Origin of the sequence: Cognatishimia sp. WU-CL00825 (genome assembly GCF_040364665.1) — a bacterium.
Lineage (GTDB): Bacteria > Pseudomonadota > Alphaproteobacteria > Rhodobacterales > Rhodobacteraceae > Cognatishimia.
Genome location: NZ_BAABWX010000001.1, coordinates 1,640,128 through 1,655,122 on the forward strand (window position 1 = coordinate 1,640,128; position 14,995 = coordinate 1,655,122).

The following is a 14,995-nucleotide window of genomic DNA, read 5'->3' on the forward strand; positions in this document are numbered from 1 at the left end:
ACACCTAAAAACTGGCAGCTAATTGCCGATTTTGAGACGCGCCCTAATTTGGGCGCGTCTTGCGTTGAAAGACCAACATTCGGCGCGGTATCACCGTTATATGACCCGCGTAATTATATCCTTAACCACCATCCCACCTCGGTTTGCAAAAATCGGGCCGACCCTGCGTGATCTGCTGGCGCAAGACATTGAAATCGCAGAAATTCGTTTAAACTTGGCGCGCCAATACCGCCGGTTCCCAGGGGAGTTGCCCAGCCTGCCAGCCCTGCCCGAGGGCATCACGCTGCATTGGAGTCCCGAAGACTTTGGCCCAGCTACAAAATTGCTGCCCACTTTGTTGGATCACCGGAATGAGGACAGCACAGAGATCTTATTTTGTGACGACGATCAACGCTATGGCACTGATTGGGCACGGCAGTTTTTAAGGCACCGTCGCCTGCAGCCTGACAGCTGCATTGTTGGCAAAGGTTATGATTTGATCCATCGCCCTCTTGGCCATCGCTATGACCGCATTTTCACGCGGTTTCCGCGGGCGCAAAAGCGTGTCAAAGGCGCGGGCTATCGCCTGTTTCGGGCAAGTACATTGTGTATGATCAAACCCCGCCCTTATGAAAAGGACGGTTATGTCGATGTGCTAGAAGGATATCGGGGCGCAATGGTACGCCCGAATTTCTTTCCTTCCGAAGTTTTCAACATTCCAGAGATATTATGGACCGTTGATGACCCATGGTTGTCGGGGCACTTGGAACGCAATGGGGTGCCTATTTGGCTCATGTCAGATGTTGACCTGCCAGCTCAGCCTTATCGCGCGCATTTTAGCGATCGGCTTGGTGCCTATGTCTATCGTGACCACGGCAGGTTAGCGGCCGATACTGCCTGCCTTGATTACTTTCGAGAAACCTATGGCATTTGGCAGGGCGCAAAAGAGGATTCCCCCACCACGCCCCAAGGCAGTCTGCAACATTGGTTGGGAAAACCGCCACCTATCAATGGCCACCCCTAGGCGGTTTTAAATAGTTGTCGCTAGGATAGGCTTTACATCACACGTGAAAGGCATACCGCTGACTGAATTGGGGTCAGGATATGCCTAGTTATCAGTGAACTGTAACGGGCGCATAATCATTTTGCCGCGCCAGAACAAAGGCGAGCTGGCGGTCTTTGACCACTGCAAGGCGCTGGCCGTCGGTAGCGCAGACTGCAAACAGTGTATCTGCCCCTTCGACTTGCTCTTGCATGTCCTCGGGCAAATCTGCGGCGTCAACTTGTGTGACATAGACCATGCGATCATCCATCAGGTCTTGGAAGTTAAATTTGCTATGCATTTTCAGCCCTTCTTGATCTGGATGGTTTGCACGATGGTTTCGGGTTTTGAGCGTGTGAGATCCACGTGCAGCAGACCATTTTCCATAGTGGCCTCGCCGACTTCCACCCCGTCAGCCAGCACAAAGGAGCGCTGAAACTGGCGCGCAGCTATGCCGCGATGCAAAAACACGCGTTCGGCGATATCTTCGCTTTGGCGTCCGCGCACCACAAGCTGCTTGTCTTCGACAGTGATCGAAAGGTCATCCTCGGCAAAACCGGCCACCGCCAGGGTAATGCGGTAAGAGAAGTCCGAAGTTTGTTCAATATTAAAAGGAGGATAGCCTTCGTTTCCGCCCTTTGCGGTGCGTTCCAAGAGGCGTTCCAGTTGCTCAAATCCGAGCATGTGGGGATAGGACCCCAAGGTCAATTTACTCATCGACACGTCCTTTACGTAAAGCGACAGTCAGGTTTCAAGGCCCCATTTAGGCGACCCAATCGGTATTAATATGGGCAGCACAGCTGCAGAGTGCAAGGGCTTTGCTAAGCGCTTCGAATTGGGTAGTGTGGGACAATAAATAACCCAGGAATTTGCCATGAATGCGCCCAGTGATCCCAAAGCTGATTTGTCGATGAAAACAGATGATGTTTTGCGGGTGGAGCTAGAGGTGTTCCGTCAAGAACATCGTGACCTGGATGACGCGATTCACGCCTTGGTTGAACGCGCCACTGGCGACCAACTGACGATCCAGCGGCTGAAAAAGCAGAAACTGCGGCTAAAAGACAAAATCGCCCATATCGAAGACCGTTTGACCCCAGATATCATTGCCTAGACAGGCAATCCGGCTATAGTGCGCGCTCCTAATCAGAGGCAGGTTATGACGGATATCAAAGTGGGCATTATCATGGGGAGCCAATCTGATTGGCCGACGATGAAAGAAGCAGCAGATGTTTTGGACGAATTGGGCGTTGCTTACGAAACCAAGATCGTTTCGGCGCACCGTACCCCTGACCGTCTGTGGGCCTATGGCAAGACAGCGGTTGAACGCGGTTTGCAAGTGATCATTGCCGGGGCCGGAGGCGCGGCGCATCTGCCGGGCATGATGGCCAGCAAAACCCGTGTGCCGGTTGTGGGCATTCCGGTGCAAACCCGGGCCTTGTCCGGTGTGGATAGCCTGTATTCTATTTTGCAAATGCCGCGCGGTTTTCCGGTGGCCACCATGGCGATTGGCGCGGCGGGAGCCAAGAACGGCGGCTTGATGGCTGCCGGCATTCTGGCCCTGCAGGACACAGATCTTGCGGCGCGGTTGGATGCCTGGCGCACCGCCCTTTCGGACTCTATCGCGGATGAACCTGTAGATGACTGAGACTTTGAAACCTGGCAGCACCATTGGTATTTTGGGCGGCGGGCAATTGGGCCGCATGCTGTCTGTGGCCGCGGCGCGTCTGGGCTATAAAACCCATATATTTGAGCCCGGGGCCAATCCGCCTGCCGCCGATGTAGCCCATCAGGTCACAACCGCGGCCTATGAGGATATCGATGCGCTTTTGGCCTTTGCTAAATCGGTCGATGTCATCACATATGAGTTTGAGAACGTTCCGACATCTGCCTTGGACGCTTTGGAAGCGCATTGTGAAATTCGCCCGGGTCGCGAGGCCCTGCGCATCAGCCAAGACCGGATCACCGAAAAGAATTTTCTGACAGATCTTGGCCTGACCGTTGCGCCGTTTGCCGAGGTACAAACCGCTGAGGAACTGGAGGCGGCGCTTGCAGAGATTGGCACGCCGTCGATCCTGAAGACCCGCCGGTTTGGCTATGATGGCAAAGGGCAAGCCCGGTTGAATTCTGCAGCCGACGCCAAGGCCGCCCTGTCAGATATGGCGGGGGCCCCGTCGGTTCTGGAAGGGTTTGTGAATTTTTCCCACGAGGTCTCTGTGATCGCGGCGCGCGGCGCGACCGGGGAAGTCGCCTGTTTTGACCCCGGTGAGAATGTGCATATCGGTGGCATTTTACGCACTACCACTGTGCCTGCGAATTTGCCGGGCATGATGCGCATGGATGCGGTGCTGATCGCGTCTAAGATCCTGAATGCGCTGTCTTATGTCGGCGTCATGGGGGTCGAGCTGTTTGTCACACCCAAGGGTCTGGTGGTGAATGAAATTGCGCCACGGGTGCATAATTCGGGGCACTGGACGCAAAATGGCTGTGCCGTGGATCAGTTTGAACAGCATATCCGCGCCGTGGTTGGCCTTCCACTTGGGGATGGCACGCGCCATTCGGATGTGGTGATGGAAAACCTGATTGGCGAAGACATGCAGCGGGTGCCCGCGCTTTTGACAGAACCCCATGCCGCCTTGCATCTATATGGCAAGGCCGAGACCAAGCCTGGCCGCAAGATGGGCCATGTGAATAAGGTGGTTGCCAGCGTCAAATGACCGGAGGCGGCGGGGCAACGCTGTGTGTTCTGGCAAAGTTCTGCGCCCGCCGCCGTGCGGGCGTTTGCTGTTTGGCACCGAGAACTCCAAGCGATCAGGCCAGAAAACGCTGTGCGGCTTGGCCGGTCAAATAGGTCACATGACCCTTGCTGAATGTGGCCTCGATGCGACGGGTATTTGGATCAAGAACAATCAAATCAGCGCGTTTTCCGTTGTCGAGCGTGCCGCGGTCGGTCAGGCCAAGCAGTTTGGCTGGCCCGCTAGAGACCAGCGCCCAGGCCTTGGCAAAACTGAGCACCGCTTCGTCTGATAGTTTGAAGGCCGCCTGCCTGAGCGCCGGGTAGTGATAATCTGACGCCAGCGCGTCACACAGACCATTGGCGATCAGATCCTGAGCCGCCACATTGCCGGAATGAGAGCCACCGCGTACCACATTCGGGGCCCCCAATATGATATGACCACCAAATTCATGGGTGGCCTTGGCGGCCTCTGAGGTTTCGGGGAATTCCGAGAGGGTCAGCCCCATGGCCTGAAAGGCCTGGCGTTGATCGCGGGTGGCGTCATCATGACTGCCCAGACAAATGTTGCTTTGCGTTAGGCGCGCCGCCAGGGCCGCCAATGCGTCTGGCACGTCGGCGCGACGCGCATAGAGCGCTTGTAACAGGGCCAGATGGGCTTCGGGGTTGCGGCCGCCTTTGAGGGCCTGCCCGGTCAGACGCGGGGGGCGTTTGCCCTTGGCCAGAGCGGCGTGAGGCAGATGATCGTTAAACACCACATAGGGGATCTGGTGCTGCGCCACCAGGGTTTCAAAGGCCGCGTAATGATCCAGCATATGGGTTTCAAACCGCAGTTGGATACGCGTGTCGGTCAGCATGTGGCGCTTGGCCGTGTCGTGGGCCTTGAGAAACCGCGTGGCAAATTCCGGGCCGCGCATGCCGCCTTCCCAGCTGTAAAACTGCGCGAGTATGGCGGTGGCGATGCCGTTGCTGGCGAGTTCCGCATCTGCTGAAATCAAGCCCTGTCCAAGGTCTTTCATTGCGCCGCGCCTTGGGGCCAGATGGCGTTCAAAGCCATCTCCGTGAATGTCGACAATGGCGGGCAGAACCGCAAAGCCAGACAGGTCAATGTCGCGCGATTGCTGCTGGTCGCTGATCACCCCGTCTGCGATGTTCAGCTCTTGGTTTTGCATGGTATCTGCGACAAGCACCTGTGCGCCGGTGAGACGAAATTGCATTGGCTGCCCCTGTTTTACTGCGCTGGCCTAACCGATTTTCAGCGCGAGGAAAAGTAACCCTGCTGGCCAAACGGGGTGCTAGTGGAAATCACGGCTGGGAAAGAGCCGCTTGGCCTGTTCGCGCGGGTGCCTTGCGCTGGCGGCGGGTTTGCGGGGGCGCGGTGTGTCATCGGCCTGTGGCTGGGTTTCGCCAATCACCTCGTCCATCGGGTGCCCAAGGCTGGCCAGACGGTGCGACATGTCTTCGATGTTCTGGGCGATCAGGTGCACCACAATGCCTTCGCGTTGCAGATAACCGGTGACGCGCAACAAGCGCCCCCCCATGACAACCCGCCGGAAATGTTCATAGACCTTGGGCCAGACCACCACGTTGGAGACGCCGGTTTCATCCTCGAGCGTCAGAAACACCACGCCCGAGGCGGTGCCGGGACGTTGGCGGGTGATGACCAAGCCGCACACCACGGTGCGCGCCAAGGGGGCGGCGGCAAGATCGGCATGGGGGGTGAGGCCCGGCAGCGAAGGCCGCAGCAATTCCATGGGGTGGGCGCGCAGGGTCAGCCGCATGGCCACGTAATCCTCGACCACCTCTTCGCCCAGATTCATCTGTGGTAAATCCACCGCAGGTTCGCGAATGCTTTCGCCCTCGATCGGGTCATTAAACAACGGCAAGGGCTGCTGGCCTCGGATGGCTTTGACCTGCCAAAGCGCATCGCGGCGTGTCAGCCCCATGGTATTAAAAGCGTCCGCTTCGGCCAGTCGCTCAAGGGTTGGCGGGGACAGACCGGCGCGCAGCCACAGGCCTTCGGGATCCGGGTAGCCATTGCCACGGGCGGCCACAATCCATCCGGCGTCTTCTTCTTTGAAGCCTTTGATCTGGCGAAAGCCAAGGCGCAGGGCCAAGGCCCCATCCGCGCGGCGTTCAAGCGTGTTGTCCCAAGTGCTGCTGTTCACACAGATCGGGCGGACTTCGACCTGATGCTCGCGCACATCGCGCACGATCTGGGCGGGCGCATAAAACCCCATGGGTTGCGAGTTGAGCAGCGCACAGGCAAAGACCGCCGGATGATGACGTTTCAGCCAGGCCGACACATAGGCCAGCATGGCAAAGGCGGCGGCATGGCTTTCGGGAAAGCCGTAATCTGCAAAGCCTTCGATCTGGCTGAAACAGCGTTCGGCCACCTCGGTGCTATAGCCATTGTTCAACATGCCGGTGACAAATTTGTCTTTGAAAGTGCCAATGGTGCCCATGCGGCGAAACGAGGCCAGCGAACGGCGCAGATGGTCGGCCTCTTCGGGCGAGAACCCTGCCCCAACCACCGCAATCTGCATGGCTTGTTCCTGAAACAGCGGCACGCCAAGGGTCTTTTTGGTGACCTCTTCTAGGGCCGAGCCAAAAGGCTCTGCCTGTTCCAGCCCTTGTCTGCGTTTGATATAAGGTTGCACCATGCCGCCTTGGATCGGGCCGGGGCGCACAATGGCCACTTCGATCACCAGATCATAGAATTCACGTGGTTTCATGCGCGGCAGAAAGTTCATCTGCGCCCGGCTTTCCACCTGAAACACCCCAACGGCATCAGCAACACACAGCATGTCATAGGTGGCTTTGTCCTCTTGGGGAACGGTGGCGATCGACAGGGTTTTGTGGTCGTGCTGTTTGAGCAGATCAAAGGACTTGCGAATGCAGCTGAGCATGCCCAGCCCCAGAATATCAACCTTGAGAATGTTGAGCGTGTCGATGTCGTCTTTGTCCCATTCGATGATGGTGCGATCATCCATGGCGGCGTTTTCAATGGGGCACAGTTCGTCCAAGCGGCCCTTGGTGATGACAAAGCCGCCCACGTGTTGCGACAAATGGCGGGGAAAACCGATGATTTCGCCGATCAGCTGAATGGTTTGGCCCAAGCGCCGCTCGGAGGGATCAAGCCCCAGCTCGCGCACCCGATCCAGATCTGCGCCGCCATTGGATTGCCCCCAGATTTGCCCGGACAGGCTGGCGGTGACATCCTGACTGAGCCCCATGACTTTGCCGACTTCGCGAATGGCCGCGCGCGAGCGGAAATGGATCACTGTGGCGCAAAGCCCTGCGCGGTGCCGGCCATATTTTTCATAGATATGCTGGATGACCTCTTCGCGGCGTTCATGTTCAAAATCAACGTCAATGTCAGGCGGCTCGCCACGGTGTTCAGACACAAAACGTTCCACCACCATGGCGATGATTTCGGGGCTAACATCGGTGATGCCCAGCAAATAACACAGGACGGAATTGGCCGCAGAACCGCGCCCTTGACACAGAATGCCTTGGGAGCGGGCAAATTGCACAATGTCGTGCACGGTCAGGAAATAGGCGGGGAACTTGAGCTTTTCGACAAGGCTCAGTTCCTTTTTGACCTGCGCAATGGCTTTTTCTGTTGGGCCTTTTGGGTAGCGTCGTTTTAAGCCTGCGTGGGCCAATCGTGTCAGGCGTGCCTGCGGGCTCTCGCCATCCGATATTTCATCTGGGTATTCATAGGACAGCTCGCTGAGGCAAAAGCTGCAACGGGCGGCAATGTCCATGCTGCGCCGTATGGCGGCGGGATGGTTGCGATAGAGCCGCGCCATATCCTCATAGGGTTTGAGGCGGCGTTCGGCATTGGGCAAGGCGCGGGTGCCGATGTCATCAATGGTGATATGTTCGCGCATACAGGTCAGCACATCGGCCAATTGGCGACGACTGCCCCGGTGCATCAAGACATCACCGGCGGCCACCATCGGGGCGGCGGTTTTGCGGGCCAGATAGGCGCAGGCATCAAAATAGGCCTGATCGCTGCCATCATAACGCGGCACGGCTCCGACAAAGACAAAGCCCGGATAGCGCCGTTGCATGGCCTGAATATGCAAAGCCCCTGCCCGCAGATGATCGCCGGGCAAAGCCATCAAGATCATGCCCTGACAGCCCTCTAGCAGGTCCGCATGCTGTAAATAGCACGCGCCTTTGGGCGCGCGACGTTTGCCCAATGTCAAAAGCCGTGTCAGCCGGGCATAGGCGGTGCGGTCACAGGGCAAGGCCACCCACTCTACTGGGCTGTCCGTCAGGCAGAGGCGACTGCCCACAATCAGCTTGGGCAGTTTGATCACCTCTGGCTGAGAGATCGGTTCAGGGTGGCCAACTTCTTGGCGGGAACAGCTGTCGATGCGGTGTTGCGAGCGAATACGGATGTCTTCTGCGGCCTCGTCTTTGAGGATTTTCAGCGCGGAATAGGCGCGCACCACCCCGGCCAGGGAATTGCGGTCCGTGATGGCAATGGCTTCCAACTTTAATTCGGCGGCGCGGGTCACCAATTCTTCGGGATGAGAGGCCCCGGTCAGAAAGGTAAAATTGCTGGTCACGCAAAGTTCGGCATAGCCTGCCGTGGGGCTGACAAGCGCAGGATCATGGGTCATGCAAATTCCCCCTGCACAAACCAGCCGGGATTCTGTGGCGTGTAAAACAGCCACAGCCGCCGCCCCTGTTTGGTCTCCACCTTCCAATAGTCGCGCAGGCCAGACCGCCAGTTTTCGTCAGACAACCACCACTCTGGGGCAATGCGTTCCGGGCCGGTGATGCGCCCGGCGGTCAGCGCCATGCGCCGCCAGCGAAATTGTCTGGGCGGGCGGGCACCCCGGCCCTGGATCGGCTCTGGGGGGAAAAGTTGCAGGGGGCGTTGGCGCTGGGGCGGGGCAAATTTAGCCGGGTCTGACCAGGCCGCTGGCGCAATCAGAAAGCTGCGTTCCGGGATATGGCTGTCGGCCGGCAAAAACCGTTGGATATTTTCCAGACCAATGCGGTTGCCAATCCGGGTGATCAGATCATCCAACCTGTCGTTTGGTGCCCCTTGCTGATGCGTGGTTTGCCGCACCTCTAGGGGTTCCACCTGCAGCGCGGCAAGCCGCAGCTGATCAATGCCAAAGCCCGCATCTGCCGCCGCGATGCCACGTTCAAACAGCGGCAGAATACGCGCTGGGTTGCGCATCGGGCGCGCCAAGCGCAGCTCGACGATCTGGCTGGCCTGATCCACGCGCCGCAGGGTCAACTGCAACAGTCTTGCCCCCCTCTCGTGGGTTTTCAGACGGTCACATAATTGCACAAGCAGACGCTCGGTGCCCGCCATTACATCAGCCGCCAACCCAATCGGCTCTGGCAGGCTGAGGCGCATTTGATAGCGCGGCGGATCGGGCAGCGGCGAGATGCTTTCCGGCACTTTGCCAAGCGCCTGATCCAGCCGCAGGATCACATCTGCATCAAACCGTCTTGTGAGCGTGGCGCGGGGCAAGGCAATAAGATCTGAAATGGTTCGAAGGCCCAATCGTTGCAGGGCCACGGTGGGTTTGTCCGGCAAGCGTAGGGCCGCCACTGGCAAGGTACCAATGGCCCGTAACGGTTGCCCAACCGCGGCTATGCCCGGGCCATAATGGGCCAGCGCCCAGGCCGCGCCGCGGGTGTCGGCCAGACCAGTGCGCGCGGTCAGCCCGGCGCGCGTCAGCCGCAGATGCATGTCTTGCAACAAAGCCTCTTCGCCGCCAAACAAATGTGTGGCCCCGGTGACATCCAACACCAGCCCGTCCGGCGCGTCCAGCCCCACCCAGGGGCAATAGCGTTTTGCCCAGCGCGCCAAGGTTTGTAAAAACTGCTGATCTGCGGCCAGATCAGCCGGGGCGCTTTGCAATTGGGGACAAAAGCTGCGGGCATCCGCATAGCCCATGCCCGCCTGCAGCCCCTGCTTAAGCGCCGCGTCGTTCAAGCAATACACCCGGTCTGTGTTGCTGTGCCTATGGGTCAGTACAAAGGGGCCATCCATCGGGCGCGCCCGAAGAAACCGGTCACTCGCCAGTCTTGGAAACCACAATGATACGATGCGTCTTGGCATCCCAACGGACATCCCAACTTGTCAATGTTCCTGATTTGTTCTTTTTAAGCTGCCAACGCTGCAGAGTCGAGTCGCTCTGATCAAAAAGCGGCTCGCACTGCCAACGGGTTTCTGCGGCATTGCTGCCCATACCATCGGCAATCAAGCACAGCCCGGTGGACTTGCCGACCTCTGCCGCCAGCTGCAAACGCCGCCCGGCTGTCAGGCCAATGGGTTTGCTCAGTTCAATCACCGTCAAGACAACGGCACCCGATCGCAAAGACTCTTCGGCAGCAGCCAAAACATCCGTTTGCTCTTTGCCCTTCACCACCAGCACCTGAGCCGGGTCCACATAATCGCCAAACCCCGAGGGGTTGATCTGATCAGCCAGCCAAGCCTCTCTGATCCACAACACCGGGCCACGCAACTGCCCAGCCAAAGCAAAAGCCATGCTTTTGGCATTGGCCCCAAAAGCTTCATGGGTGCGGCCTTTGCGCAGCGGAAAATGCTTTGAAAATTCACGGGTCATACGGCAGCCTACCAAGCTTGAAAAAGGATTTGAATGCAAACCTAGGAGTCCGCTTGTGCCTTAAACTGCCTTTGGGCGTCAAATATCAAAGCCGCCAAGCGAAAGAAACCATGCGCCATTTTACTGAAAGGCAGCAGCAAGAAAAACGCCAGAACCAATCCCAAATGTAACGCCAATACCGTTTCTGCCCCTTTGGCATCCTGCCAGATCCAGAGTAACAAGCCGGAAAATGCCACGCTGCCCAACAGGGCCGTAAAACCGAACTCGGCATGCCAGGCTTTGGCATCCCCAAGGGCCCTGTCGGAACGTCGTTTGAGCAGGATCATCCAGCCGCAGCCAAGCGTCAGCATAATGCCCCCCGGCACCCCCAACAGTTTGGGCAATGACAGGCTGGAATAGGGCGCGGGAAGGTCCAGCAGGTAATGTAAAACCGTACCCGCGCTGGTGGCGGCAAAGCACAGTAGAAAACCGTACATGATGGCTTGATGTGCGTAGCGACGTTGATGACTAAAGCGGTCTTGCTCTTCAAAATTACAACCGTCCCCGTGCCCACCAGACAGGTTTTTCAATGCCAAAGCGCTGGCAAAGGCATGTTTGATATGCACCCATTTGATCCGTGCGCCGCCAATGTCTTGCCAGTATCGCCGCAGGCCAATGCCCAGTCCAAAGATTGGCAGCAGAAATGCTGGAATAAACAAAGCGATCATAGCGTTATGAGACAGGTGTGCATAAAAGCCGTCGCCCTCGGCATCCATGATTTTCACGAATAAAATCAAACACGTAAGGCATATCGCAAGTATGCTGCAAAACAGAGCGGCATTTGTCTGAAAACGACGTGCCAACGCCTTTGGCCAAACATAATTTTCCCAACTCTCGCGGCGCACTTCGGCCAAAGCGGCTGGCAGGTTCAGATCAAATTCATGCGGGGCTGTATACTGACAGGCGTAATAGCAACCACGACAGTTGTGGCAAAGATTTGCAAACTGGGTGATATCACCGTCAGAAAAGGCGCGTTCCGCGTGCATCGCAGGAAAAACTGCACAAAAGCCTTCGCAATAGCGGCAAGCGTTGCAGATTTCGACCTGTCTGCGGGCTTCGTTCAAATGTTCAATTTGCATAGGTTGCGGCCTCCTGACCTGCGATGCGGCCAAAAACAGTTCCGATGGTCATGCCAAAACCAGCCAGATAGCCCTGCCCTAAAATGGACCCAGCCATGGTTTCGCCTGCGGCCCATAGATTTCGGATGGGTCCATGCGCCGTGGCACATTGGGCGGTGCTGTCCACCTGCAGCCCCAAATAGGTAAAGGTCACGCCCGTGCGCAGGCTATAACCATAGAATGGAGCTTCAGAAATGGGCCGCGCCCAATTGGTTTTCTCTGGCTCTAGCCCGGTGGTCGCGACGCTGTCCAATGCGTTCGGTTGAAACCCTGTACCGTCACCGCAAGCCGCATTGAAGCGTTCAACCGTGTGACAAAGCTTTTCCACAGGCAAACCCATCTTGGCTGCCAATTCGGGTATCGACTGGGCCTTGATCGGCGGAAAAACCGAAGGCATGAATTTGTCCAAAGATTTGGAATCAATGATCGCATAGCCCACTTGATCTGGTTGCGCGGCCACCAGACGGCCCCAGATCGCATAGCGTTTGGGCCAGACGTCTTCGCCTTCGTCATAAAAGCGGTCGCCGCGATTATTAACGACGATAGAAAACGGCACGCAATCCAGTCGCGTGACAATGCCGCCATCAAATTTGGGGGCGCGACCGTCGATTGCCACGGCGTGGCATTGGGTTGGATCGCCAACCTGCGTTACATCTTGCTTAAGCAGATCAGCCAATACCACCCCTTTGTTGTAAGGGGTTCCACGGATTAGGAAATTCTTGGCTGCCGGCCCCCAAGCACGCGCCAACCAATCTGTGTCAGCCTGAAACCCACCAGAGGCGACAATGACAGCTTTTGGCGTCAGGCGTTTCTTGCCGCCGTTTTGTTCATAATCAACCCAGTCGATATGGCCGTCATTTTGATTTAGATGCGTTACTTTTGTGTCGTAGAATACATCCACTCCAAGCGCCTCAGCTGTGCGGTAATAGGCGTTCACAAGTGCCTTGCCTCCGCCTAAAAAGAAGGCGTTGGTTTGCGCCAACGACAGCGTACCAGACAGCGAAGGCTGAAACCTGACCCCGTGTTGCTGCATCCACGGCAAGCATTCTTCGGACTGGCAAATCGCAAGCCTTGCCAATTTCTCGTCAGTTTTTCCCGCTGTCACCTTTAGCAGGTCATCAAAGTATTCTTGCTGACTGTAACTGCCGGTCAGCGGCCCCAGTGGACCAGAATGCATACAGCGAAAGTTACGGGTGTGGCGCGAGTTTCCGCCGCGATAGGCTTTGGGTGCGGCCTCTAGTATCACAACTTTTGCGCCGGCCTCTGCGGCGGTGATTGCCGCACATAGGCCAGCATTGCCACCGCCAACAACCGCTATGTCATAATGTGTCTTCATCTGGGTCTCCACGTTAAAACCAGTGTAGAGATCCGCATTTAATTTGACGAATGCAGGTTTGTGTGAATTTAATGCGAAATGCGCATTAATTATGATTTTGGTGATCTTCAAGCCTTTTTGGTGGTGAAAGAAACTGGGTCGTTTCATCTGGCCGCGGCGCAGTTGAACCTGTCGCAATCTGCCATCACGCGCCGCATTCAAAAACTAGAAGATGCGCTTGGCACTTTGCTGTTTGAGCGCAGCACGCGTCAGGTCCGACCCACCTTGGCAGCCAAACGTTTGCAAGGCCGCGCCGAGGCTATTCTGGCTGACGCCTGGGAAACCACGCAATCGATGCGCGACGACAGCGTCGCCTTTGCCCATCAACGCAACGCTGTTGTGACGGTGGCGCTTGTGCCAACCACTTTGACACGGATTTTCCTGCCTGCATTGTCGCGGTTTCAATCAGATGGCGCACAGGCGCGTGTCCAGCTACTGGATGGCTCTGCCAACGAGGTCGCAGAAGCCGTCAGCGAAGGATTGGCAGACTTTGGCATTTGCCCCACACCACCTTCTGAACCCTCGGTTCTGTTTGACCCCCTCTTCCAAGAGCGCATTTCTCTGGCGCTACCTGTTGGTCATGCCCTAAGACATGAAAAGAATGTTTGCTTGGCACACTTGCATTCCGAACCGCTTATTTTACCTGCCAAAGGCACCGGGAACCGGCTGTTGATTGATGACGCGATGGCAAAAGCATCTGTGCAAATTCCCTGGACATTTGAGGCAAATCGCTCGTCAACAGCATTGGAGTTGGTGGCGCAAAGGCTGGGTGTGGCCCTGTTGCCCGATTCTGTTACGGATGATCCACGCATCGTCATGCGGCCCATCAGTGACCTGAAAATCGCGCGCTCTGTTGGGCTTTTGACACGGAATGGTCAATCAGAGACCAAGGCGGCACTGACACTAAAGGCCATGATCCGCGAGAGTGTTTAGCCTGTCCAGATAGAGGGGTTGATCATGTGAATAGGCGCTTTGTCTGCAAAGGCATTCACCTGATCAAAGATATCAGAAAACTGCAGTTCAAACTCGTCTTCGGTCACAAATCCAATATGAGGGGTCGCAAGTAGCTTGGGATGAGACAACAAAGGATCATCTGGATCTGTCATCGGTTCCGCATCAAAGACATCGATCGCCGCTTGGCTTGGATGCCCTGCGTTCAAAGCAGTTAGCAAGGCACCCGGTGTAATCAACCCAGCGCGTGACGTGTTGATAAAGACTGAAGTGCATTTCATAGCAGCAAAGTCCTGGGCAGTGATAATCGCGCGCGTACTAGGCTTGAGACGCACGTGCAGGGAAACGATGTCACTTTGGCTGAAAAATGCATGGCGGTCCTCAGCCACATAATGGCCATCAGCACGCGCCCTTGCGCGGCCCTCGGCGGAAGACCACCAAACTGTGTTCATGCCGAAAGCCGTTGCATAATTGGCCACCGCCTTTGCGATGCGGCCATACCCGTAAAGCCCGAGCTGGCGACCGCGCAGGGTTTTCCCAACCCCCATCTGCCAGTGCCCAGATTTGGCTGACGCCATTTGCGCAGGCAGGTCCCGCATTGCCGCCAGGATCAAGGCCCAGGTCAATTCGGCAGCCGCAAAAGACGGTGTGCCGGCGTGCATATTGGAGCACAAAAGCACGTTTTGATCGGTGCAGGCCTGCACATCCACATGAGGATAAACACTGCGTTGGCTTATCAAACGCAGGTTTGGCAATTTTTGCAGCAAACTGCGGGTGATTTTTGTGCGCTCGCGAAACAGCACAAGACATTCTGCCTCGTGCAACCTTTGCGCCAAAACCGCCTCGTCTGTCACCTGATCCGTCCACACTGTGACGTCATGCCCTGATAAGCGCGCAAAGCATGGCAAATGGCGCAGCGTATCAAACCAGTCATCCAGAATGTGAACTTTCAAACTTTAGCGTCCTTTGTAATAGGCATTAATTGCCCGTGCGGCGCGATCATGCAGATCAGAAATATTGCGCGACTCGGCCTCTTGCGCGCTGCCATTCTTTTCTGTCTGGCACATCTGACTGCCCAACCCATCTTGGACCGATTTTAGCAGATCCAGTGCTTGGTTCAATTTGTGTCTTGCATCTTGTGAGGTCATTTTT

General features: G+C 56.7%; 14 protein-coding genes and 1 pseudogene. 5 read left to right on the forward strand and 10 right to left on the reverse strand.

The window, feature by feature from the left end:
• The first annotated feature begins 100 nt into the window (after positions 1-100).
• On the forward strand, positions 101-1,003 hold the full coding sequence (locus ABXG94_RS08205) for a glycosyltransferase family 2 protein (protein WP_353533440.1): 903 nt from the start codon (positions 101-103) through the stop codon (positions 1,001-1,003).
• Positions 1,004-1,094: 91 nt separating this feature from the next.
• Here ABXG94_RS08205 and ABXG94_RS08210 read toward each other — a convergent pair whose 3' ends face one another.
• The gene (locus ABXG94_RS08210; protein WP_353533442.1) at positions 1,095-1,322 is read right to left on the reverse strand and encodes a DUF1150 family protein; all 228 of its coding nucleotides are present in this window, start codon (positions 1,320-1,322) and stop codon (positions 1,095-1,097) included.
• A gap of 2 nt (positions 1,323-1,324) precedes the next feature.
• Positions 1,325-1,738 carry an Hsp20 family protein gene (locus tag ABXG94_RS08215; protein ID WP_353533444.1) on the reverse strand — a complete coding sequence of 138 codons (414 nt, stop codon included), beginning with the start codon at positions 1,736-1,738 and terminating at the stop codon, positions 1,325-1,327.
• A gap of 157 nt (positions 1,739-1,895) precedes the next feature.
• On the opposite strand from ABXG94_RS08215, the gene ABXG94_RS08220 reads away from it, so the two are divergent.
• The 3 genes from ABXG94_RS08220 to ABXG94_RS08230 are packed head-to-tail and all read left to right on the forward strand — an operon-like array spanning position 1,896 to position 3,735.
• Positions 1,896-2,132, forward strand: a complete 237-nt coding sequence (locus ABXG94_RS08220; RefSeq protein WP_353533446.1) for a YdcH family protein — start codon at positions 1,896-1,898, stop codon at positions 2,130-2,132.
• 45 nt (positions 2,133-2,177) lie between these two features.
• Positions 2,178-2,666, forward strand: a complete 489-nt coding sequence (gene purE, locus ABXG94_RS08225) for a 5-(carboxyamino)imidazole ribonucleotide mutase (RefSeq protein ID WP_353533447.1) — start codon at positions 2,178-2,180, stop codon at positions 2,664-2,666.
• Positions 2,659-3,735: a 5-(carboxyamino)imidazole ribonucleotide synthase gene (locus ABXG94_RS08230; RefSeq protein ID WP_353533449.1), complete on the forward strand. Its 1,077-nt coding sequence runs from the start codon at positions 2,659-2,661 to the stop codon at positions 3,733-3,735. The genes purE and ABXG94_RS08230 overlap by 8 nt, the downstream gene beginning before the upstream one ends.
• Before the next feature lie 94 nt (positions 3,736-3,829).
• On the opposite strand, the pseudogene ABXG94_RS08235 reads toward ABXG94_RS08230, so the two are convergent.
• The 6 genes and pseudogenes from ABXG94_RS08235 to tcuA form a co-directional block, all read right to left on the reverse strand.
• A pseudogene (locus ABXG94_RS08235) lies at positions 3,830-4,975 on the reverse strand (alpha-D-ribose 1-methylphosphonate 5-triphosphate diphosphatase); the annotation flags it as partial.
• A gap of 72 nt (positions 4,976-5,047) precedes the next feature.
• Positions 5,048-8,389: an error-prone DNA polymerase gene (locus tag ABXG94_RS08240; RefSeq protein ID WP_353533450.1), complete on the reverse strand. Its 3,342-nt coding sequence runs from the start codon at positions 8,387-8,389 to the stop codon at positions 5,048-5,050.
• Complete coding sequence (locus tag ABXG94_RS08245; RefSeq protein WP_353533451.1) at positions 8,386-9,852, reverse strand: Y-family DNA polymerase; 1,467 nt, start codon at positions 9,850-9,852, stop codon at positions 8,386-8,388. Before ABXG94_RS08245 ends, ABXG94_RS08240 begins: the two co-directional genes overlap by 4 nt.
• The gene (locus tag ABXG94_RS08250; protein ID WP_353533452.1) at positions 9,806-10,360 is read right to left on the reverse strand and encodes an ImuA family protein; all 555 of its coding nucleotides are present in this window, start codon (positions 10,358-10,360) and stop codon (positions 9,806-9,808) included. The genes ABXG94_RS08245 and ABXG94_RS08250 overlap by 47 nt, the downstream gene beginning before the upstream one ends.
• 41 nt (positions 10,361-10,401) lie before the next feature.
• Positions 10,402-11,478, reverse strand: a complete 1,077-nt coding sequence (gene tcuB, locus ABXG94_RS08255; protein ID WP_353533454.1) for a tricarballylate utilization 4Fe-4S protein TcuB — start codon at positions 11,476-11,478, stop codon at positions 10,402-10,404.
• A complete protein-coding gene (tcuA, locus tag ABXG94_RS08260) occupies positions 11,468-12,853 on the reverse strand; it encodes an FAD-dependent tricarballylate dehydrogenase TcuA (RefSeq protein WP_353533455.1) in 1,386 nt (461 codons plus the stop codon). Before tcuA ends, tcuB begins: the two co-directional genes overlap by 11 nt.
• Before the next feature lie 78 nt (positions 12,854-12,931).
• Between tcuA and ABXG94_RS08265 the strand changes: the two genes are divergently transcribed.
• Positions 12,932-13,825, forward strand: a complete 894-nt coding sequence (locus ABXG94_RS08265; protein ID WP_353533457.1) for a LysR family transcriptional regulator — start codon at positions 12,932-12,934, stop codon at positions 13,823-13,825.
• Here ABXG94_RS08265 and ABXG94_RS08270 read toward each other — a convergent pair.
• Both ABXG94_RS08270 and ABXG94_RS08275 read right to left on the reverse strand, forming a co-directional pair.
• Positions 13,822-14,796 (reverse strand): D-2-hydroxyacid dehydrogenase family protein, encoded by a 975-nt coding sequence (locus tag ABXG94_RS08270; protein ID WP_353533458.1) that lies wholly within the window; start codon positions 14,794-14,796, stop codon positions 13,822-13,824. The genes ABXG94_RS08265 and ABXG94_RS08270 overlap by 4 nt on opposite strands.
• A gap of 3 nt (positions 14,797-14,799) precedes the next feature.
• Positions 14,800-14,991 (reverse strand): hypothetical protein, encoded by a 192-nt coding sequence (locus ABXG94_RS08275; protein WP_353533460.1) that lies wholly within the window; start codon positions 14,989-14,991, stop codon positions 14,800-14,802.
• Between the last annotated feature and the right edge of the window lie 4 nt (positions 14,992-14,995).